The sequence below is a fragment of the Chryseobacterium arachidis genome (assembly GCF_900129245.1).
In the GTDB taxonomy this organism is placed as follows: Bacteria; Bacteroidota; Bacteroidia; order Flavobacteriales; family Weeksellaceae; genus Chryseobacterium; species Chryseobacterium arachidis.
The window spans coordinates 200,683-220,614 of record NZ_FQUT01000001.1 but is presented as its reverse complement, the minus strand read 5'-3'; the positions used below and the strand labels follow the sequence as shown (position 1 = coordinate 220,614).

The following is a 19,932-nucleotide window of genomic DNA, read 5'->3' as shown; positions in this document are numbered from 1 at the left end:
ACTGTTTTCAGGAATTTCTATGTTCCTGAGTTATTCTGTTTTGTTTCAATAGTCTTTCATTTCGCTTTAATTAATAATGAATTATGACTACAGAAGAAAGAATTGAAGCGTCGGAAACCAGAATTTTTAAAGCCGTTTTCCCTAATACCACCAATCATTACGATACTCTTTTCGGAGGCACTGCCATGCAGCTGATGGATGAGGTCGCCTTTATTGCGGCAACAAGATTTGCGAGAAAACGTGTGGTAACGGTAAGCAGCGATAAAATCGATTTTAAAAGATCGATTCCTGCAGGAACTATCGTAGAATTGATCGGAAAAGTTTCCCACGTCGGAAAAACAAGTATGAAAGTGAATGTAGAAATCTACACCGAGCAGATGTATTCTTATGAAAGGGAAAGAGCCATTGTTGGGGATTTTACTTTTGTAGCGATTGATGAATTTAAGAAACCAATCTCAATACTATAATGGAGACTCCGGCGGCCTTCGGCCGCCGGAGTCTCCTATTTTCAAATCTATTTTATGGGTTTCGGCGGGCCTTGCCCGCCGAAACCTTTTTATTCTTTATCTCTCACAGATTGCGCAGATTTTCACAGATGTTTATAATTTTTCTTTATATTAACAATTAAAACATAAACATTTGGGAAATAATATATTCCGTTAAAAAAATTATTTCAAAACCTTCTCAGTTTCCAGATTTTTAATTAATAATAACTGAAAAGCCTCTCCTAATTCATCTGAAGCCCTACTGATGGCATTTTCAAGCATATTTCTGATCTGCTTTTCTGTCACTCCTGCTTCTGTCCAGCTTTTTCCTGATGTATGCGAATTCAGGATAAAAGGCATTATCCTGTCGATGGCACAGGCAAAAATTGCATCGGGGGTTTGTTCTTCTTCAAACTCAAGCCAAAGATTGAAAAATTCTGAACGTAACGGTTCATTTAAAATGCCGAAAATCTTTTGAGCAGAAATTTTCTCCCTTTCAAACTTTCCCGTCATTGCCTCTTCGTCAAACAAAAAAGTATCTCCTGCTTCAATTTCCACCAAATCATGGATGGATAACATTCTGATTACTCTTAATAAATCAATATCCGCCCTGTTTTTGGCATAAGGGAAGAGAATCTGCGCCAGGATAATAATCTGCCAGGAATGCTCTGCTGTATTTTCCCTTCTGGAATCGTCTGCATTGTAATTTCTACGCTGTACATTCTTTAAAGCATCAACTGCTAAAATAAAATCAATCTCGTTCTGTATCTTCATTTTGATTCTTTGTAATGGTTCTGAGTTTTTAAAAGTGTAACTAAAATCTGCTTCCAAAACTCATCTAAAAATAAGAAATTTTAAAATTTTCGACCTTATTTTAAGTCAAATAAAATTATCACAAAAAACAATTTAAAATTTATTAAACTGATTAACAAGTATTTAAATATTAAATTAAAATAATTTTACTACTTTGTATTGCATAATACCATTTTAATTACATATCTTTGTAATGTAAAATCGAAATAGGTTCAGCTAGCTAGGTTCCGAAATTCGAAAATTATATAACTAATTAACAAAACTTATTAAAGATGAATACCGAAAATACCAAAGCGCAAATGCGAAAAGGAATTCTGGAATTCTGTATTTTAAGTCTCATCAACCACCGCGAAATGTATGTTTCCGATCTGATAGATGAACTGAAAAAAGGGAAACTGGATGTAGTAGAAGGAACCCTCTACCCTCTTTTAACAAGATTAAAAAACGGTGAATTCCTTTCTTACAGATGGGAAGAATCTACCGGAGGACCTCCCAGAAAATATTACCAAATCACAGAAAAAGGAAAACTGTTTTTGGATGAACTTCAAAATACCTGGAACGAATTAACAAATTCAGTAAACCAAATCACTCAAAAAAATTAAAAAACAAAGCTATGAACAAGACACTCTCAATAGGACTCGCAGGTTTTTCTTTCACCATAGAAGAACACGCATACATAAAGCTCAGCGACTACCTGAATGCACTGAGAAGCTCGCTGGACGCTTCTGAAGCAGATGAAGTAATGCATGACATAGAAATCAGAATGGTGGAGATCTTCAAAGATTCAATGGCAAAACGTGAGGTAATTAACGATTCTGATGTAGAACGAGTAATTGCACAGATCGGATCTCCTGAAACCATTGAAGAACAGGAAGAAGCTTACTATTCTGAAAAAAATAATAAAAGATCAAACAATACAGGTACTGAATATACAGACAAAAAACAACTGTTCCGTGATCCTGAAAGACAGAAAATTGCAGGTGTTTGTGCAGGTTTGGCTTATTACGTAGGGATGGATATTACTGCGATGAGAGCGATCTGGCTGGGAATTTTTATACTGGGAATTTTCACGGCAGCCGTTTCATCTTCACTGATCTTTCTTTTGTACGTTATTCTTTGGATCGTATTACCTAAAGCAGAAACCGCAGCAGATTTCCTGAAAATGAAGGGAAAGCCTATGAACTTCGACAATCTTAAGAATGAGTCTAACAAATTGGTACAATTCGCCAATGAATCTACTCAGAGGGTCGGAGAAATTTATACCGAAAACAAGCCTTATATCAACAATGCCGGAAGCGGAGTGTGGAATGTAATAAAATATTTCATCGGTGGAATTTTCGCATTGATGGCGTTGGGAAGTATCGTAGGAATATTCGTATTGTTCGGGCTTTTCGGGATGGATTCTGACTTTGCAGGTGCTAATGAAATCAGATTTTATTTTGATGACGATGGATTGGATAAAATTTTAACAGCGATTATGATCATCGGATCACTGATTCCTGCTATCGTTTTCAGCTTATTAAGCATCAAAATTTTCTCTCCAAAAACTAAATTGAGAAATATCGGATGGGTAATCGGAGCTTTATTTGTACTTCTAATCGGTCTTGGGGCATATTTCGGAGTAAGCATGGCAAAAAGAGAAGCGTTTCTGAAAGGTCATAAGGAGGATACCGAAGAAGTGGCTATCAACACAACATCAGACAGTATTTATGTAGATATGAAGCAGGTAAGCATTCCTCAGAACTATATAGCTTATGATAACGATCTTTATTCCGACAAAGTATCGGTGTACAAAGAAGACAGACCTTATGTGGAAGTAACGAGAAAAGCAGATGTAAAAACACCGTATTTAATCATTAAAAAAGAAGCAAAAGGATATAATCTTCCTTTGAATATGAATGTTCCGGTAGAAATTATCAACAACAGAATTATTCTTCCGAATTTTGTGAAGTATCCTTATGATCAGCGTTTCAGAAGTTATAATGTTAACTATGAATTAGTAGTTCCTATCAAAACCGTTGTAATTCCTGCAAAGCAAGACCAGATCAGCTTCAACGGAGACCTTAATGCAGACGGTATTGATGATGATGATCAGGAAAAAGATGAATACGGAAATATCAAAATCGAAAAGAACAAAATCACGGTAAACGGTTCTACTATCGAATACAATTCTAATGACAGCGATAGCGACAGCATCATCGTCAATGGAAAAAAAGTACCGAGCAACCAGGCAGACCAAGTAATCGATTCGATGAAAAACAGCATCAAAAAAATGAAAGGCGGTAAGCTGGACATTAAAGTTGATGAAGATAAAAACTCAATTTCCATACAAACTAAATAATTAACTGCAGAGAGTGGCAGAAGGTGTGAATGAATGACACAAATGTTTGAAATTCACACTCTTCTTCTCTCAAAAAGAACAAAAAAACATAAATATTTGTTCGCTATGTTAATAAAAAGATTTACATTTGTACAGATAAAAAATAATAACCCATACTCAAAAATATTTAATCATCATGGTACAGTTAGCATTAGAAATTGTAATGAAAATAGTTGATTTAATCAGCAGTTTATTTTAAGAGCGATAATATTTCAATATATTTGTAAAGTATAACCGATTTGGTTATACTTTTTTGTTTTTAATTCAAATTTTTATGAGAAAGCTGATTGGCAAACTGATATTAAAATTAATGGGCTGGAAAGTCGTTCTTCAGGGCGATGCAAGCAGTCTAAACAGATGTATCCTTGTAGTGGCACCCCATACGCACAATATGGAATATATTCTGGGAAATCTTGCCTATTGGTCATTAAAAAAACCATTAAAAATCATTATTAAAGATGCTCATACAAAAGCCTGGTACGGAAGTATTGTAAGAGGTTTGGGCGGAATCGGGATCGACAGGAGTCAGAAAAATGATCTCATAAATTTTGTGGCCAATCAGTTTGCTAAAGACGATTTCAGCTTAGTGATCACGCCGGAAGGCACAAGAAGCTGGGTTCCGAAGTGGAGAAAAGGTTTCTACCACATGGCTTTGGCTGCAAAAGTTCCTATCGTTCTGGCTGCGGGAGATTTTAAGAGAAAGATCATTTATTTAGGATACACCATTCCTTACGAAAGGATTGCAACAGCTACATTTGCTGAGATTATGAAGGAAATTCAGGATTATTACATTAAGAATGATATTGTCCCGAAAGTTCCGGAAAACTGGAACCCTAATATTATAGGAAATGATTCTGAAACAGCAACTAGCAACTAGCAACTAGCAACTAGCAACTAGCAACTAGCAACTAGCAACTAGCAAAATTACTCATTACACATCATTTATTATCTATATAAAAATGTACATTAAAGATAAAACAAAAGAGGAAATATTAGAATTCATCAACAATTGGGGTGAAGAAACATTTGCAAAAACCCTGGATATCAAATTTATTGATATTGATATTGAAAATGAAACTTTAACAGCGACAATGCCCGTAACACCAAAAATTCACCAGCCTTTCGGAATTATGCACGGCGGAGCAAGCTGTGTATTAGCTGAAACTATGGGTTCCAGCCTGTCTAATATTTTTATCGACGGAAGCAAATATTTTGGTGTGGGAACCAATATCAACTCCAATCATTTGAGAAGTAAAAAAGACGGAATTGTAACCGCTGTGGCAAGATTTATCAGAAAAGGAAAGACCATGCATGTTTCGGAAATTGATATTCGTGATGAAAAAGGTCAGTTGATTAATCATACTACCATGACGAATAATATTATCAACAGATAAAATTTAATTTTTTCTAAAAATATCAAGCTCAAAAAAAATTTGAGCTTTTTTTATATCTTAACTGCAACCTTTTTATTTTCTTGCATCTTATAAGAAAATTAACAACCATGAAAACTTTCATTTTACCTTTTTTATTTTTATTGACGTTTGTAGTTTCTTGTTCTACAAACGATAACCTGGAAGCTTTAGAAAAAAATGTTGCCTCCTACGATGTATACGTTGCAGGAATGGACAATTATAAAGCATGTTATTGGAAAAATAACATTAAAACAGATTTGGTTTCTCCGGATAGTACTTTTGCTACAAAAATTATTGTCGAAAATAATGAAACACATGTTTTAGGAAAAACACGTACTAATTTTAATGGCAGTTATTATTATTGGAAAAATAATATCAGACAAAATTTAGGTCAATATCTAGGAGTTCCTGCAGGGCAATATTATCAGATTTTAGATATGGCTATCGACAATACTGATAATTATTTTATAGGATATTATGACACGCTTTCACCTGTGGCAACAGAAAAATACGCCTTTTGCATTTGGAAAAACGGAGTAAAAACGGTTCTTAATACCTCTGATGATATTATTTACACAAATTCAAAACTTAGTGTATTTAATCATCAATCTTATGTTTCTGCAACAATACGCGTTGGTGCAACATTTCAGTCTGGATATTATATTAATTCTGTATTTCATGCTGTTCCGGACATCAGTTGGGTAGGAAATTTTGCTCAAACATCGGCCGGAATCAATTTTCTTTACATTAAAAATCAAAATTATTATTCCAGACAATTATCTACAAATACAGAAACTCTTGTAGACAGCAATGTGAATCCTAATCTTAGTTTCGGAAAAATAATTGGCGAAACAACTTCTAATGATCAATATGTCATTGGTTCTGTTTTCCTGAATAATTACTATTACAAAAACAATGTTCAGACAGTATTTCCTTTAGATTCTAACTATCCGACGATTCAGGATATGTTTTTACTGGATAATAATTTATATCTAATCAAACAACAAACAACATCATCTGCAAGCAAAGTTTATATCAATAATGTAGAAACGCAGAGTATCAATAATACCACAAATTTATTTGGAAGCGGATTCAATTCTATTTTCGTAGTGGCGAATTAAAAAATATTTTCAAAAAAAAACTGCAACTTTTTTAATTCTTTTCATCTTTAGTAATATAAAACCAAAATTTTGTAAAAGATTATTTCGACTATCATTATTAAATTTATTCTTGTCCTGTTAAACGACAGGATGAGATTAAATTTAAAATAAAAAAACATTTTAGGTAAATACAACTTTATATTTGCCAGGAATCAAAATATGATGCAAAACAATAGTAACTTAGACTGGCAAAAGGTCTACAGCAATTATTCCCCAAAACTCTTGGGGATTTGCCGTAGATACATACAGGATATTTATACGGCAGAAGATATTGTGCAGGACAGCTTTATTACTGCAATACAGAAAAACCATCAGCTCCATGATGAAAAAGCACTTTTCGCCTGGCTCAAGAAAATTGTGGTGAATAATGCTTTACAGCACATCCGAAGCCATAGCAAAGATACTTTTGTTACTACAGAACCTTCAGAAATTCCAGATATGTACTCAGAAATGGAAAATCAAACTTTGGAAGAAAAAAATATCTTTATTTATGATTTTACAAATGAAGAACTGCTGTCATCTATCGACAATCTCCCACCCCATCACAAATCTGTTTTTAATTTATATTTCATTGAAAACCATTCTCATGCGGAGATTTCTAGTTTGCTGGGAATTACAGTAAATACTTCAAAATCTCATCTTTTAAGAGCAAAAAAATCTGTTCAGAATTATTTACTGAATAATTTTGTCAATCATAATACCCCGAAGAAGAAAATGGCGCAATTGCTTGTTATTTTCGGGCTTGGCGGATTGCTTTGGGCACAAACATTTCAGAATAAGTTTGCACAATTCAAAATTCAGCCTTTAAAAAAATTAGAAATTCCTTCAGATCATCAAATTAATAATTCAGGATTCTCTTCTTCGAATCAGGCTTGGAAAAAGAAACTTATGATCGGAGGAACTCTTTTGATCATTGCTATCGCCTCTGTTTTTTTATTAAATACGAGAAATTCCTTGATTTCAAATAATTCATCTGTTCCGATTAATAAGAATCAGATTGGAATAAATCCAATTCAAGCCCGGAAGAACGAAAAAAAATCCAATCCAAATAGGGAAAAAAACCCTGTTGGCCAGCATATAAATGAACCACACTCCACCCATAATGATCTGCAAAATGTTACAGAATCAAAAGAAAAAGAACAGAGTTTGGTCATTAAAAAGAACTTAAAAAAGACGATCATTAAGGATTCCGTTCACGAACCTTCGCAAAAAGTAATTGTAGTAAAAAAAATCGTCAGAAGAGACACTATATTTGTAGAAAAATAAATTCACAAATCCATCATGTTCCTTAAAAAAATATTGTTTCTCTTCTTAATAATTACTGTAAATTTTTCTTTTGCACAAAGACATAAGAAAAAGAAAGTCGACACGGTCTATGTATACGAAAAAGTGGTTATTTATGATACCGTGTATTTGATGAAACCACTAAAATTCAAACAAAAAGGTCTTATTTTTCCAGAAGCCAAAATTCAGGAAGCTGGCAAAATTCATGATCTTTATAAGAAAGAAACTGAAAAACAAAAAGTGTCTAAAATAGCCCAATTAAGCAAATCTATTACTTTTCAATATGGAATTGAAGGTGGAATCGGCTTAAAAAAAACAAACTGGACAGCAGAAAGGAACCCGCAAATAGGCGAAAATTTGGGACTTTGGATTTCGAAAAGTTTCTTCAATTCCCAATTTTTCTTATTACTTTCAGCGAATGGCTATTATTGGCATTCTTCTTTTGACCTTGATGCAAATAAAGAAGACACTTATCTCAACGGTTTTTACTTTACAGAAGACGACAAGCCGTTGTTATTTCAAAGATTTAACAACAAACATTTTGAATATGTTTTTCAGTTGAAATTTATTTATGAGTGGAAAAATATACGTCCTTTTGCAGGAATTACAGTCAATAGAAATACATATAAAATGCAGTTTTTGGTTCCTGAAAGTAATGTCCTAAATAAATTGGATGATTTCAGCAGCAATCAGACAAATATAGGCTTCTCGCTTGGTCTTCAATATAGAATTCTAAAACGTTTCTTATTATCAGCCGAATATCAGCAATATCACATGAAAAATATTTCACTAAAAAACAGTGATTTTGATTTTGACATTTTTAAGACTAATAATACCTTTGCAGAAAGAAAGATCAACGTCGGAATTTCCTATATTATTTCCAAGTTCTGATTTTCGAAAAAGTATTATATAATGATTTATTTCAAATTTCCATTCGACGAAACACTGTATTCTACAGATGAAAATTCAAACGAAAATCATATCAGTTTTCATTCTTTTGATGGTTTACATCGAATAGATCATTACGGAAAAATTACAGAAATAACTCCTGAAGATTTTGATCAGACACTTATTTCAAGTGAATCTTTAGCTGAAGATCCAAATCAATTTTATGTAGAAACGAAAGAAGAATACTTAAAAAATCTGGATCAAGTTATTTCAGTGATCACTGAAAATCAACTTCCGAAGCTGGTATATTCAAGAAGGAAAATTTTCACCGATTTTAATGAAATTGATTTAAATAAAAGCTTTAAAAATCTTTGCCACGCTTACCCTAATGCTTTCAGATATCTTTTTATGGATGATGAAAATTCGTGGATGGGCGCTTTCTCCGAAGTTTTAGGAAAATTCAATAAAAATACGCACGAGTTTGAAACCATGAGCCTTGCCGGAACCCTTCCCATTTCAGAAAGCTGGTCTGAAAAGGAAATTGAAGAACAAAAACCGGTAAGCAGCTACATCAGAAATATTTTAAATACTTACTCTGAAAATATAGAGGAATCGAAAACTTACGATCATATTTCAGGAAATATTAAACATCTCAGAACAGACTTTAAAGCCAACATCAAACCTGAAGATTTAGATAAACTCATTCAGGAATTACACCCAACTCCGGCCGTTTGTGGAATTCCAAAAAGCTTTTGTAAAGAAAAAATTGAGGAATTAGAAAAATTCCCTCGCGAATTGTACGCAGGGTATATCAAAATCGAAACAGAAGAAACGGTACAGTATTTCGTAAATCTGCGTTGTTCTAAATTGTACAAGGATTCTGTTCATTTATTCGTAGGAGGAGGAATTACAGCCCAAAGCAGCCCCGAAAAAGAATGGACTGAAACGGAACTCAAATCTGAAGCAGTTCTAAAAAATCTAGTAATTTCTTAGAAACTCGAGCAACAAAAAAACCTCCTTCAATATGAAAGAGGTTTTATATCAATAATATAATTATAAAATTATTTTCTCACTCCGATTCTGCTCCATGTATCCATTACAAACAGTACGATAAGACCAATCGCCGCTGAAGCAATAGAAAATACAAACTTCAGGTTATCCTCCGATAAAATATCCGCCTGCCAGTCTAAAGCATATAGATTGATGGCGATGAAAACGATAAACAGTACTAAAAATACTTTATAAAACTTCTGCATAACTCTTAAAAATTAATATAATTCTGCACCAATTGTGCAAAATTTGCGGTGAATAATTTAATTGAAATCGCCAACAGGATAATCCCGAAAACTTTCTGTAAAATAGCCAATGTGGCGTCCCCCATTTTCTTCTCCAGCCATGTCGCAGATTTCAGCACCAAATATACGAAAATTGTATTGAGAATGATTCCAAAAATAATATTAATATCATGAAATTCAGCTTTCAGCGACAGTGTTGTTGTTAAAGTTCCTGCTCCCGCAACCAGTGGAAACGCGATGGGAACAATGGATGCAGATTTTGCTTCAGAACTTTTATTGATCTCAATTCCTAAAATCATTTCCAGGGCAATGATAAAAATCACAAATGCACCGGCAATGGCAAAGGAATTTACATCTACCCCGATAAACTTCAGAATTTTATTTCCTACAAAAAGGAACACGAGCATAATTCCACCCGCCGTAATAGAGGCTTTTTTCGCTTCGATCTGTCCGAATTTCTGCTGAAGACTTACTACGATAGGAATAGAACCAATGATGTCGATCACTGCAAAGAGCACCATAAAACAGGTGATGATCTCTTTTATTGAAAAATCATTAAAAATTTCCATCAATGCAAAATTAAAGATTTCGCAAAAATATGAAAATAAAATGATTATTTGCTAATCTTGGAATATAAATTAACGATAGAAGTTAGAAGCTCATCCATTCCTTCAGAAGATTTTACAGGCGCATATTTTTCTATCTGTACACTTTGCTGGAGAACAATGTATTCTTCGGCAACAGCATATCCTTTATCATTTTCAAGAACATTTCTAAAGTCGTGCTGAGAATTCTGTAAATATTGATTTCGGACTTCTTCATCAAGCTCTTCCAGGGTTTGAAAAAATTTCTGATAATCGTTATTATCCTTAAGGTTTTCCAAATAACTGAAATAATCGTTGATATCTGTTTTAAACTGTTGTCTGATTTCATTTTCAGTCTCCGCAACAGATCCTAAAGAAGGTTTATCCATTAAAACTTTCTTCCCGGTCTTTCTTTTTCTCTGCCATGTTTTAAATAGCAAAAAGGCAATCACCAATCCTAATAAAATAAAGAGATTGGTAAAAAGGATATTCCAATGGAATTTATTTTTCTCCTTTACTTTCAGAGAAGTTGTTTTCAGCACCGGTGTGTTTACAGTCTCCAGAAAAGTATTGGTATATTCATTCACTTTCTCCACGGTAGAGCGGGATTCCATAATCTGATCGTGTGAAAATGCATTAACCGCTAAATCTTCATGCTCCAAATCCACATATTCCTTATTTACAGGATCGAAAAAAGCAAAAGGTTCGGTTTTAATAATAATTTCACCTGCTTTTTTAGGAATTACAACATAATTGGCAGAAACTTCGCCCATCATTCCTGTAGTTGCCAATGTGACTTTGGATGTAATTTTCGGAGCAAAAAAATCATAATCCGGAGATTCTGCAATTTTTGGCAGTTCCATACTTTTTAAATTCCCTTCCCCACTTACCTTTACAACAACATTGATCGGCTTTTTGACCTCTGCTTTTTCTTTTGAAACATTCTCTACATTTACTTTAAAATTTCCAACTGCATTTTTAAAACCCTCCGGAGAGCCTTCCGGTAATTTTTTTACATTGATCTTAACTTTATTGGAAACAATTTTATTTTTATGTGAGAACGAATTTACCGATGCAGAAACACCCGGAACTTCCACATAACCCGCTTCATTAGGGAATATCATGAATACCGCTAAAATCTGGGATGCCATATTTCCGTAATCTGACGGATCGATCTCCGATTTGGCATAGCTTATGGGATATACTTCCAGGTTATTTTTTTCCGGAAGATGGATATTCTTCACTTTCCTGAAGTTGTCCATATTTTTAGAATAGACTTTCAGAACGGCAACAGTCGGCTGATCCTGATAGACTTCACGGTCTTCGACTTCCATATTCAGATATACATCCTTGGAAGCCGGAGTATTTACAGCAACTGCTTTTTTCTCCGCTTCTTTTATGGAAATGTCGAAAGGCTCGGTTTTATAAATTTTATTATTGATGGTAATCAGAAACGAACCGATTTTCAGTTTTCCTTTCTGTTTGGGCTCAAGAGCAAGCCGGGTAACAGCCTGAGAAACCACCGTATTGGTTTCTGGATCCATAAATGCGTTGCTTACCGATCCGGTTCCGATAAGATTAAATTTAGAAAAATCGGGTAATCGTAATTTGGTTTGCTGATTGTAGTCGCTGCCTTCAATTTCCAGCACAATGGTAAGATTGATGACTTCGTTTGCGGTGTAGCTCGTTTTATCGGGTGTAACCGTAAGATTTACCTGTCCGTAAGAAATTACAGATATTAAAAGAAATAATATGTAGGTAATTCTGCTCTGCATCACCAATCTTTCTCGTTGCTCTCTGGCATCGAATAAGAATTTTTATTCAAAATTCTTCTGGCGGTTTCCTTTTCTTTATCGCTTACTTTATTGAGTATTTGATTTTCCAGATCTTTTGGGATTTTACCTTCATTATTTTGGTTTTGTCCGGGATCATTTCCCTGTCCTTTTCCTTGATTTTGCTGGCCTTGTCCCTGATCTTGTTTTTGATCTTTAGAACCTCCTTTTTGATCATCATTTTGCTTTTGGTCTTTACCACCGCCTCCTTTACCAGAGTTATTTTGCTGTTGTTTTTTTTGTTGGTTTTCTTTATCCTTCAGTTTGGCAATTTCATAGTTTTTTCTTGTTGCCTCGCTATGCGGATTTTGTTTCAGGGACTGCTTATAAAAATTGGCAGCTTTATCCGGCTGCTTCATCTGCATATAAGTGTTTCCCAAATTGTGAAGAGCCGCCGCCTTATCCGGAATCGTCTGAGATAATTTCTGTGCTGTCTCGAATTCCGCCTTTGCCTCTTCGTATTTTTTACTTTTATATAATGCGTTCCCTAAATTGTAATGCGCTGTAAAATCTTTACTGTTCGTTCTTATCGCTTCCAGATACTTTACAGACGCTCCATCATAATCTTTACCGTTAAATTTTTCGTTCCCTTCATACACCAGTGTTCTGTAGTTTTTTTGACCAAACAGAAGTCCTGAGTACATGAAAGCAGTTATAAACGACAAAAAAATGATTTTAGTATTCATTACGTGCAAAATTATTCCTTTAAATGTTAATAAACAGCGTATTATTTGTTAAAATTGGGTTAAAGTAATAGTCTGAAGGGGAGACAATATAATTTGAAAATTATACATTAAAATCTCTTTTCGGATTAAAAATATAAATTAAAAAAAAGAAAAATATGGATACGGCTAAAAAATACTGATAATAATGATTGGCATTCTGAGATTTTACCATTGTTTCAGAAGAACCCATTTTCTTTTTCAGAGCATCTATAATTTTATCGGGAGCTTCATTGATATTGTTTCCGTCGATATAAGATCCTCCGGTTGCATCCGCCATTTTTCTGAGCGCTTCCGTCTGTCTTTTGGAGATAACAGTCTGTCCGTTCATATCACTTTTATAACCCATCAACTGTCCGAAAACATATTCCGGAACCGGAGCGCCTTCGTCTGTACCAATTCCAACAGAAGTGATCATAATTCCTTCTTTTTTTGCCAATCTTATCGCAGCTTCATCATTTCCTTCATTATCTTCTCCATCGCTTAATAAAACAACTTTTCGGGCATCTTTGCTTACATTCTTAAATTTTTCCGCTGAAATTCTTATTCCATTCAAAAAATCCGTCCCCTGAATCTGCATGGAGTTGGTTTCAATTCCGCTGATATAGGTTTCTGCAGAATTGTAATCTGTTGTCAGTGGCATAATTGATGTGGCCTGACCCGCAAAAATTACGATACCCACTTTATCACTTTTCATTTTCTGCATCGTCTGAATCATCAGGTTTTTCGCTTCTGTCAGACGGCTCGGATTAATATCTTCCGCATTCATCGAATTGGAAACATCCAGCATGAAAATGACATTATTTAATTTCTGATTGGTCTTAATTTCTTCCGAACCACTCAATAAATCAATAATCGAAAAAATTAAAAACAAGGTTCCCAATAAATACAAGGCCGGAAAAAATTTCGTAAAACCCGATCTTTTTTCAAATAAATGCTCATGAAACTGGCTGTCTGCAAAAATTTCTCTTTTCTTTTTTTTCCATTTTAAATAACGAACCAAAAAGACAGCTAACAGCGGCAAAAGCAACAGCAATAACAAATACCAATAATTTCCTAAATACCAATCCATTAACTTAAAATTTTATAAAATACCCATCTCAGCAAAGCATCTAAAAATAACATTCCCAATGCGATCCAAAGGAAAATTTTAAAATATTCCTGATAATTAAACAATTTAGAAACTTTTACATCAGATTTCTCCAATTGATTAATTTCATCATATACTTGCTCTAAACTCGTGTTGGATGTTGCCCTGAAATATTTTCCGCCCGTCATCTGAGCAATTTCTTTTAGCACCGGCTCATCAATTTTCACCTCTGTTTCCGTGAAAACCAAATCTCCGAAAATATCTGTCTGAGTAGGCATTAATGCATATCCGTTGGTACCAATTCCGATGGAATATACTTTAATTCCGTTATTTTTTGCCAGCTCGGCAGCGATGGCAGGAGGCATTGCATTTTCTATCGTATTGACACCATCTGTCATTAAAATGATGATCTTACTTTTTGCCTTGCTGTTTTTTAAGTGATTAACCGCAACAGAAAGCCCTTCACCTATTGCGGTTCCAGGTTGTAATTCTAACGGATTTAAATTGTTTAATTCATCCACAACAACCTGATGGTCTGAAGTTACAGGAACTTTCGTAAACGCTTCCCCGGAATACGCCACCAAACCGATTCTATCATTCGGTCTTTTATTAACAAATTTGATAGCAATATCTTTTAAAGCCGTTAAACGATCCGGTGTTAAATCTTTTGCCAACATACTTAAAGAAACGTCGACTGAAAGCATGACATCAATACCTTTGGTATCGTCTCTGTCCTGAGAAACGGTGAAAGTTCTCGGTCTTGCCATAGCAATAATCAACGCAGAAAGAATAATGTATTTTGAAATTTTCAAAAAGAACATCACCACATGAATTCCTCCACTGTTACCCATATTTTTGACAGTCGGAACTTTAATTCCTTTTCGTTTCTGTTTGCTTGCATCTCTGAATAAAAGCGGAATAAACAAAAGAAAAAGCGTTAAAAACCACGGACTAAAAAACTCAAAACTAGGCATCTTTTCTCAGGTTTTCGAATTCTAAATCTTTTGATGATCTCTTCACAAAATCTCTGATATCGGCAAAATCTTTATCCATTGTTTCTTTATTGGGGAAAGTTTTTGCAAATTTTACAAGGTCACCTCTTAAAAATACCTCTTCCACCACTTTTTCGTTTTCCTGAGAAATTGTATTGTTTTTCTTCATCAAATCAATCAAATCATCCGTCAGCAAAACATCTGCCGGCAAACGGTATTGTTTTGTAATAAATTTTCGTGAAATATCAATCAATTCAACGTAAAATGAACGATAATTTCCACTTTCCACATATTTTTTCTTTTTTAGGGAATCCAGTTCTTTTAAAGTTTGATTGGTCGCAACGACAGGCGAATCTTTCGACTTTCTGCCATATTTAATGAACATTATAATCGCAATAATCAAACAGATGACAGCAATGGCAGCCAAAATATAAAACTTATACAGTTGCCAATAATCTGTAACCTCAAGTTTCACCTCTTTATTATTCATTATATCATTGATCTGATCGGTCTTTTGAGCCGTATTGATCACATCAATTTCGTAAGGAATAGTTTTTAAGATTTTCCCATTTACTTTAAACTCAAGTTCAGGAATGGTGAATTTCCCTTCGTCAAAAACTGCAAATTCGATCCTTCTGTAATAAACATCCTGAGTCTGAGCAATACTGTCTTTTATTTCTTCAAAATGAAATGGCAGCAATTCGTTTTCAGGAGCGGCAGAAACTTTCTCATTATTCAGATTATTAATCGTCACAACAATATGGTTCACTTCTCCCAAAGCGATAGTTTTCTTCTCAACACTAGAAGAAAGGATCTGCGAAAAGGCATTTGCACAGATTAAAAAACAAAATATAAATAATAGTTTTTTCAATTTTATCATTAAATTTTAACATCATTTTGTCATTTTGACGAAGGAAGAATCTCTAATCTTAAAGATTGCTTCGTCGTTCCTCCTCGCAATGACAAAAGAACTTCTATTTTTATTTTTTCTGAAAATAATTATACAACAACTTCGAATAATCCGAACCTGTATTGATATTCATAAAACTTGCCGAGCTATTGGCAAAATCTTCTTCCAAAGCCCTTAATTTTTGTTTCTGAGCTTCCGCAAAAGTATATCTCCATCTTGCGCTGGAAGTATTTGCCCAAACCTGCTGTCCGGTTTCCGCATCATATAATAAGGTGTAACCCACATCTGGAATTTCGTTATCCTTTTCATCGAAAATCCTCATTCCCAGCAACTGATGCTTTTTGGAAGCCACTCTTAACATTTTAGAATCGTATTCATCTTCAAAATCTGAAAACAGAAAAACCAGAGATTTTCTTTTGAAAATTCCCATCATATATTCCATTGCTTTATCAATTTTTGAAACCGCAGGAACATAATCTGCCGTTAGAATATTACTGATAATTGAAAGAATATGCTTTCTCCCTTTTTGTGGCGGAATTACCTTATATACTTTATCGGCAAATAAAATCAATCCCACTTTATCGTTATTTCCCGCTGCTGAAAATCCTAAACTTGCGGCAATTTCGGCAACATATTCTCTCTTGAGCTGGGTTTTTGTTCCGTAATCCATTGATGCAGAAATATCGACTAACAGCATCATTGTCAGCTCCCTTTCCTCCTCCATCACTTTCACGAACGGTTCGCGGAAACGTGCCGTTTTATTCCAGTCGATTCTACGGATTTCGTCACCAAACTGATACGGACGAACTTCCGAGAAAGTCATCCCCTGACCTTTAAAAGCACTGTGATATTGCCCCATCAACGTAGCTTCCGTCTTCTTTCGGGTACGGATTTCTATTTGCTTGACTTTTTTTACAATATCTTTTATCTGCATTTCCTGTGTTTGAGTGTTTTAGTGTCTGAGCGTTTTTTTGAGATTCTATAAACTTCCATCATCGTGCATCCAACTTCTATCCTATTTAAATTCAATAGAAACATTAAACCATTCATCATCAAATTTCGGACTGTATTTTTTGTAGAAATTGATGGCGGGTTCGTTCCAGTTTAATACCTGGAAAACCATTCCGGAGTATTCACTTGATTTTCCATATTCCATCGTTGCTTCAAATAAATTCTTCCCGATTTGTTTTCCTCTTAATTTTTCCGTCACCACCAAATCTTCCAGATACAATCTTCTTCCCTTCCAGGTTGAATATCTGTCATAGTATAAAGAAATCCCAACAATTTCTCCATTAAATTCAGCGACAAAAGCTCCCCAAACAGGCGATTTTCCGAAGCCATCTTCAATGAATTGCTCTAAAGTTAAGGTAACTTCATGCAATGCATTTTCATATTCAGCCAATTCTTTGATTAACTCCAACATCGAAGCACAATCTTCCTGAACTGCCTTTCTAATTACCACTTCACCCATTATGGAGCCTGGATTTTCGCTAAAATTCTGTTGATAATTTCTTCTGATGAAATTTCTTCCGCCTCTGCCTCGAAAGTTAAACCAATCCTGTGTCTTAAAACATCTTTCGCCAGTTCTTTTACATCTTCAGGAATCACAAAAGCCCTTCCTTTTAAGAATGCGTACGCTCTGGAAGCAATGGCTAAGTTAATTGACGCTCTCGGAGAAGCTCCGAAACCGATATAATTTTTTAATTCAGAAAGACCATAATTTTCAGGAAAACGGGTTGCAAAAACCATATCCAGAATATATTTTTCGATCTTCTCGTCAAGATAAATCTGATTGATCAATTCCTTTGCAGCCACGATATGATCCAGGGAAATTACAGGTTTTACTGTCGGCTGATGCGAAGTTGAAACCATTCTCATAACGGTTCTTTCATCCTCAAATTTAGGATAATCAATCGTACATTTCAGCATGAAACGGTCACTTTGCGCTTCCGGCAAAAGATAAGTACCTTCCTGATCGATCGGGTTTTGCGTCGCCAATACCAAAAACGGCTTTGGAAGCTTCATGGTTTCGTCACCAATGGTCACCTGCTTTTCCTGCATTACTTCCAGCAAAGCCGACTGCACTTTTGCCGGCGCACGGTTGATCTCATCTGCCAAAACGAAATTGGCAAAAACAGGACCTTTTTTTATCGAAAAATCATTGTCTTTTACATTATAGATCATGGTTCCGACAACATCGGCAGGAAGAAGATCTGGCGTAAACTGAATTCTTGAAAATTCACCATGAACAGCATCTGCCAGAGTTTTGATCGCCAAGGTTTTAGCCAATCCGGGAACCCCTTCCAAAAGAACGTGACCATTCCCTAAAAGCCCTACTAAAAGGCGGTCTATCATATATTCCTGTCCAATAATAACCTTGTTGATTTCCTGTCTCAGGAGAGAAAAAAAGTAGTTTGCTTCTTTTACCTGTTCCGTCAATTGACGAATATCTTCAGCTTGATTGATCTCTGACATATCTTGATTTAAAATAATGGGTAAATTTCCAATAAATACTTGCATTAATCAACATAAAAAATGCCATTTTTGAGTTAAAGTTTGTTAAATATTCCAGCATTAATGCAAGATTCAGAATAGATGAAATCCTAAAACTCAATACGATTATCAGAATTTTTCATAAAAATATATAAATTTTGCTTTAATCTACCGTTCAAAAATTGTCATTTCCAGTTTATTAAACTATTTTTGGTGATTAAAATTATTGCAAAATGAATTATCATTTTCAAGCCCACAGACAAGTCAGAAAGAACCTTTTGGACATTTTACAGAATACTTCTCACGAAGATCTTTTGCTAATTCCGGACGGCTTCAATAATAATCTTTACTGGAACATCGCACATACGGTGGCAACACAACAACTATTGCATTATTACCTCAGCGGAAATCCTTTCAGAATTGATAAATATTGGGTTGAAACCTATAAAAAAGGGACGCTTCCCAACTTGGATGTGCAAAAATCAGAAGTCGAAGATCTTGAGTTTCTCCTGGTAGAGACATCAAAAATTTTGATGAAAGATTACGACAGTGATTTTTTTTCGGATTACACCCCTTATACAACAAGTTTCGGGATGGATCTGAAAAGTATTCAGGATGCCATTATTTTTAACAATATGCACGAAAGTATCCATTATGGATATATTTTGTCGCAAAAAAGAGCAATTTTAGGAGAAAAAGGAAGGTAGTTAAAAAGTGAATTTTGCTTGGCCAGTCAATAGTGAAAGATGAATATCAACACGGTAAATGACCTACAAAGTAAAATTGACATTTGACAATTCACTATTTAAATTATTAAAATGACAGATAAAAAAGACGATTTTATTTTCGGGCTGCGTCCCGTGATTGAAGCTATTGAAGCGGGAAAAACAATTGACAAGGTCTTCGTGCAAAATGCATTGCAGGGACCGATTTATGCTGAACTTAAAGCTATTTTAGCTAAAAATAAAATCCGTCCGAACTACGTTCCGGTTGAAAAACTGAACCGTTTTACAAGAAAAAATCACCAGGGTGTTGTTGCATTTATATCGGATGTTCCGTTTCATAAAGTGGAAGACATTGTTCCTCAATTATTTGAAGAAGGAAAAACTCCATTTTTATTGATTCTTGACAGATTAACAGACGTTAGAAACTTCGGAGCAATCTGCAGAACAGCAGAATGTGTGGGAGTTGATGCGGTTATTATTCCGGAAAAAGGAGCAGCGCCAATAAACTCTGATGCGATAAAAACGTCTGCGGGAGCACTTTATAACGTAAAAATCTGTAAAGCACCTAATTTGGCTCATGTGGTAGACTTTCTTCAACAGAGCGGAATTTCCGTATATGCAGCAAGCGAAAAAGCAGAGAAACTAATTTACGATGTAGATTTTACAGAACCTTGCGCCATTGTAATGGGTAACGAGGAAACAGGAATTTCTAAAGAAGTTCTACATCATTCTGACGACAAAATTAAACTTCCGATTGAAGGAAAAACTCAGTCCTTAAATGTTTCCGTAGCTTGTGGGGCGATTTTGTATGAGGCGGTAAGACAGAAATTCACAAAAACCATTTAATTCAACCAACACTTAAAAAAT

22 protein-coding genes are annotated in these 19,932 nt (G+C 34.7%); 11 read left to right on the top strand and 11 right to left on the bottom strand.

What is annotated here, in order from left to right:
* Positions 1 to 83: 83 nt before the first annotated feature.
* Entirely contained in the window at positions 84 to 467 is a 384-nt protein-coding gene (locus BUA89_RS00980) for an acyl-CoA thioesterase (protein ID WP_072952759.1), read from the top strand.
* Positions 468 to 668: 201 nt separating this feature from the next.
* Here the strand turns inward: BUA89_RS00980 and BUA89_RS00970 are convergent, their stop codons facing one another.
* Positions 669 to 1,259 (bottom strand): HD domain-containing protein, encoded by a 591-nt coding sequence (locus BUA89_RS00970; protein WP_072952757.1) that lies wholly within the window; start codon positions 1,257 to 1,259, stop codon positions 669 to 671.
* 311 nt (positions 1,260 to 1,570) lie between these two features.
* Between BUA89_RS00970 and BUA89_RS00965 the strand changes: the two genes are divergently transcribed.
* From BUA89_RS00965 to BUA89_RS00930, 8 genes are all read left to right on the top strand, one after another.
* On the top strand, positions 1,571 to 1,900 hold the full coding sequence (locus BUA89_RS00965; RefSeq protein ID WP_072952756.1) for a PadR family transcriptional regulator: 330 nt from the start codon (positions 1,571 to 1,573) through the stop codon (positions 1,898 to 1,900).
* An 11-nt stretch (positions 1,901 to 1,911) separates the two neighbouring features.
* Positions 1,912 to 3,639, top strand: coding sequence for a PspC domain-containing protein (locus BUA89_RS00960; protein ID WP_072952755.1), 1,728 nt, complete (start codon positions 1,912 to 1,914; stop codon positions 3,637 to 3,639).
* 313 nt (positions 3,640 to 3,952) lie between these two features.
* A complete protein-coding gene (locus BUA89_RS00955) occupies positions 3,953 to 4,555 on the top strand; it encodes a 1-acyl-sn-glycerol-3-phosphate acyltransferase (protein WP_072952754.1) in 603 nt (200 codons plus the stop codon).
* 82 nt (positions 4,556 to 4,637) lie between these two features.
* The gene (locus BUA89_RS00950) at positions 4,638 to 5,072 is read left to right on the top strand and encodes a PaaI family thioesterase (protein ID WP_072952753.1); all 435 of its coding nucleotides are present in this window, start codon (positions 4,638 to 4,640) and stop codon (positions 5,070 to 5,072) included.
* Positions 5,073 to 5,179: 107 nt separating this feature from the next.
* Positions 5,180 to 6,211, top strand: a complete 1,032-nt coding sequence (locus BUA89_RS00945) for a hypothetical protein (RefSeq protein ID WP_072952752.1) — start codon at positions 5,180 to 5,182, stop codon at positions 6,209 to 6,211.
* 198 nt (positions 6,212 to 6,409) lie between these two features.
* Positions 6,410 to 7,516, top strand: coding sequence for an RNA polymerase sigma factor (locus tag BUA89_RS00940; protein ID WP_083531567.1), 1,107 nt, complete (start codon positions 6,410 to 6,412; stop codon positions 7,514 to 7,516).
* Between the two features lie 150 nt (positions 7,517 to 7,666).
* Positions 7,667 to 8,425, top strand: coding sequence for a hypothetical protein (locus tag BUA89_RS00935; RefSeq protein WP_143152237.1), 759 nt, complete (start codon positions 7,667 to 7,669; stop codon positions 8,423 to 8,425).
* Between the two features lie 21 nt (positions 8,426 to 8,446).
* Positions 8,447 to 9,415 (top strand): chorismate-binding protein, encoded by a 969-nt coding sequence (locus BUA89_RS00930; protein WP_072952749.1) that lies wholly within the window; start codon positions 8,447 to 8,449, stop codon positions 9,413 to 9,415.
* 68 nt (positions 9,416 to 9,483) lie between these two features.
* On the opposite strand, the gene BUA89_RS00925 is transcribed toward BUA89_RS00930, so the two are convergent.
* The 10 genes from BUA89_RS00925 to BUA89_RS00880 form a co-directional block, all read right to left on the bottom strand.
* Positions 9,484 to 9,678, bottom strand: coding sequence for a hypothetical protein (locus BUA89_RS00925; RefSeq protein WP_072952748.1), 195 nt, complete (start codon positions 9,676 to 9,678; stop codon positions 9,484 to 9,486).
* A 5-nt stretch (positions 9,679 to 9,683) separates the two neighbouring features.
* The gene (locus BUA89_RS00920) at positions 9,684 to 10,286 is read right to left on the bottom strand and encodes a MarC family protein (protein WP_072952747.1); all 603 of its coding nucleotides are present in this window, start codon (positions 10,284 to 10,286) and stop codon (positions 9,684 to 9,686) included.
* A 44-nt stretch (positions 10,287 to 10,330) separates the two neighbouring features.
* Positions 10,331 to 12,076, bottom strand: coding sequence for a BatD family protein (locus tag BUA89_RS00915; RefSeq protein ID WP_072952746.1), 1,746 nt, complete (start codon positions 12,074 to 12,076; stop codon positions 10,331 to 10,333).
* Positions 12,076 to 12,798: a tetratricopeptide repeat protein gene (locus BUA89_RS00910; protein ID WP_228420505.1), complete on the bottom strand. Its 723-nt coding sequence runs from the start codon at positions 12,796 to 12,798 to the stop codon at positions 12,076 to 12,078. The genes BUA89_RS00915 and BUA89_RS00910 overlap by 1 nt, the downstream gene beginning before the upstream one ends.
* A gap of 121 nt (positions 12,799 to 12,919) precedes the next feature.
* Positions 12,920 to 13,927, bottom strand: coding sequence for a vWA domain-containing protein (locus BUA89_RS00905; RefSeq protein ID WP_072952745.1), 1,008 nt, complete (start codon positions 13,925 to 13,927; stop codon positions 12,920 to 12,922).
* Positions 13,927 to 14,919, bottom strand: coding sequence for a VWA domain-containing protein (locus BUA89_RS00900; protein WP_072952744.1), 993 nt, complete (start codon positions 14,917 to 14,919; stop codon positions 13,927 to 13,929). Before BUA89_RS00900 ends, BUA89_RS00905 begins: the two co-directional genes overlap by 1 nt.
* Complete coding sequence (locus tag BUA89_RS00895) at positions 14,912 to 15,808, bottom strand: BatD family protein (protein WP_378158291.1); 897 nt, start codon at positions 15,806 to 15,808, stop codon at positions 14,912 to 14,914. The genes BUA89_RS00900 and BUA89_RS00895 overlap by 8 nt, the downstream gene beginning before the upstream one ends.
* A 109-nt stretch (positions 15,809 to 15,917) precedes the next feature.
* A complete protein-coding gene (locus tag BUA89_RS00890; RefSeq protein ID WP_072952742.1) occupies positions 15,918 to 16,781 on the bottom strand; it encodes a DUF58 domain-containing protein in 864 nt (287 codons plus the stop codon).
* Between the two features lie 81 nt (positions 16,782 to 16,862).
* Positions 16,863 to 17,318: a GNAT family N-acetyltransferase gene (locus BUA89_RS00885; RefSeq protein WP_072952741.1), complete on the bottom strand. Its 456-nt coding sequence runs from the start codon at positions 17,316 to 17,318 to the stop codon at positions 16,863 to 16,865.
* A complete protein-coding gene (locus tag BUA89_RS00880; protein ID WP_072953266.1) occupies positions 17,318 to 18,322 on the bottom strand; it encodes an AAA family ATPase in 1,005 nt (334 codons plus the stop codon). Before BUA89_RS00880 ends, BUA89_RS00885 begins: the two co-directional genes overlap by 1 nt.
* 251 nt (positions 18,323 to 18,573) lie before the next feature.
* Here BUA89_RS00880 and BUA89_RS00875 point away from each other — a divergent pair, with 251 nt between their 5' ends.
* Both BUA89_RS00875 and rlmB read left to right on the top strand, forming a co-directional pair.
* Positions 18,574 to 19,047: a DinB family protein gene (locus BUA89_RS00875; RefSeq protein WP_072952740.1), complete on the top strand. Its 474-nt coding sequence runs from the start codon at positions 18,574 to 18,576 to the stop codon at positions 19,045 to 19,047.
* Positions 19,048 to 19,158: 111 nt separating this feature from the next.
* Positions 19,159 to 19,911 carry a 23S rRNA (guanosine(2251)-2'-O)-methyltransferase RlmB gene (gene rlmB / locus BUA89_RS00870; protein ID WP_072952739.1) on the top strand — a complete coding sequence of 251 codons (753 nt, stop codon included), beginning with the start codon at positions 19,159 to 19,161 and terminating at the stop codon, positions 19,909 to 19,911.
* Positions 19,912 to 19,932 lie beyond the last annotated feature (21 nt).

What these genes read in the sequence shown, in the direction of transcription:
- BUA89_RS00980 (WP_072952759.1), top strand. Translation starts at nt 84, where the DNA reads ATGACTACAGAAGAAAGAATTGAAGCGTCGGAAACCAGAATTTTTAAA.
- BUA89_RS00970 (WP_072952757.1), bottom strand. Translation starts at nt 1,259, where the DNA reads ATGAAGATACAGAACGAGATTGATTTTATTTTAGCAGTTGATGCTTTA.
- BUA89_RS00965 (WP_072952756.1), top strand. Translation starts at nt 1,571, where the DNA reads ATGAATACCGAAAATACCAAAGCGCAAATGCGAAAAGGAATTCTGGAA.
- BUA89_RS00960 (WP_072952755.1), top strand. Translation starts at nt 1,912, where the DNA reads ATGAACAAGACACTCTCAATAGGACTCGCAGGTTTTTCTTTCACCATA.
- BUA89_RS00955 (WP_072952754.1), top strand. Translation starts at nt 3,953, where the DNA reads ATGAGAAAGCTGATTGGCAAACTGATATTAAAATTAATGGGCTGGAAA.
- BUA89_RS00950 (WP_072952753.1), top strand. Translation starts at nt 4,638, where the DNA reads ATGTACATTAAAGATAAAACAAAAGAGGAAATATTAGAATTCATCAAC.
- BUA89_RS00945 (WP_072952752.1), top strand. Translation starts at nt 5,180, where the DNA reads ATGAAAACTTTCATTTTACCTTTTTTATTTTTATTGACGTTTGTAGTT.
- BUA89_RS00940 (WP_083531567.1), top strand. Translation starts at nt 6,410, where the DNA reads ATGATGCAAAACAATAGTAACTTAGACTGGCAAAAGGTCTACAGCAAT.
- BUA89_RS00935 (WP_143152237.1), top strand. Translation starts at nt 7,667, where the DNA reads ATGAAACCACTAAAATTCAAACAAAAAGGTCTTATTTTTCCAGAAGCC.
- BUA89_RS00930 (WP_072952749.1), top strand. Translation starts at nt 8,447, where the DNA reads ATGATTTATTTCAAATTTCCATTCGACGAAACACTGTATTCTACAGAT.
- BUA89_RS00925 (WP_072952748.1), bottom strand. Translation starts at nt 9,678, where the DNA reads ATGCAGAAGTTTTATAAAGTATTTTTAGTACTGTTTATCGTTTTCATC.
- BUA89_RS00920 (WP_072952747.1), bottom strand. Translation starts at nt 10,286, where the DNA reads ATGGAAATTTTTAATGATTTTTCAATAAAAGAGATCATCACCTGTTTT.
- BUA89_RS00915 (WP_072952746.1), bottom strand. Translation starts at nt 12,076, where the DNA reads ATGCAGAGCAGAATTACCTACATATTATTTCTTTTAATATCTGTAATT.
- BUA89_RS00905 (WP_072952745.1), bottom strand. Translation starts at nt 13,927, where the DNA reads ATGGATTGGTATTTAGGAAATTATTGGTATTTGTTATTGCTGTTGCTT.
- BUA89_RS00900 (WP_072952744.1), bottom strand. Translation starts at nt 14,919, where the DNA reads ATGCCTAGTTTTGAGTTTTTTAGTCCGTGGTTTTTAACGCTTTTTCTT.
- BUA89_RS00890 (WP_072952742.1), bottom strand. Translation starts at nt 16,781, where the DNA reads ATGCAGATAAAAGATATTGTAAAAAAAGTCAAGCAAATAGAAATCCGT.
- BUA89_RS00885 (WP_072952741.1), bottom strand. Translation starts at nt 17,318, where the DNA reads ATGGGTGAAGTGGTAATTAGAAAGGCAGTTCAGGAAGATTGTGCTTCG.
- BUA89_RS00880 (WP_072953266.1), bottom strand. Translation starts at nt 18,322, where the DNA reads ATGTCAGAGATCAATCAAGCTGAAGATATTCGTCAATTGACGGAACAG.
- BUA89_RS00875 (WP_072952740.1), top strand. Translation starts at nt 18,574, where the DNA reads ATGAATTATCATTTTCAAGCCCACAGACAAGTCAGAAAGAACCTTTTG.
- rlmB (WP_072952739.1), top strand. Translation starts at nt 19,159, where the DNA reads ATGACAGATAAAAAAGACGATTTTATTTTCGGGCTGCGTCCCGTGATT.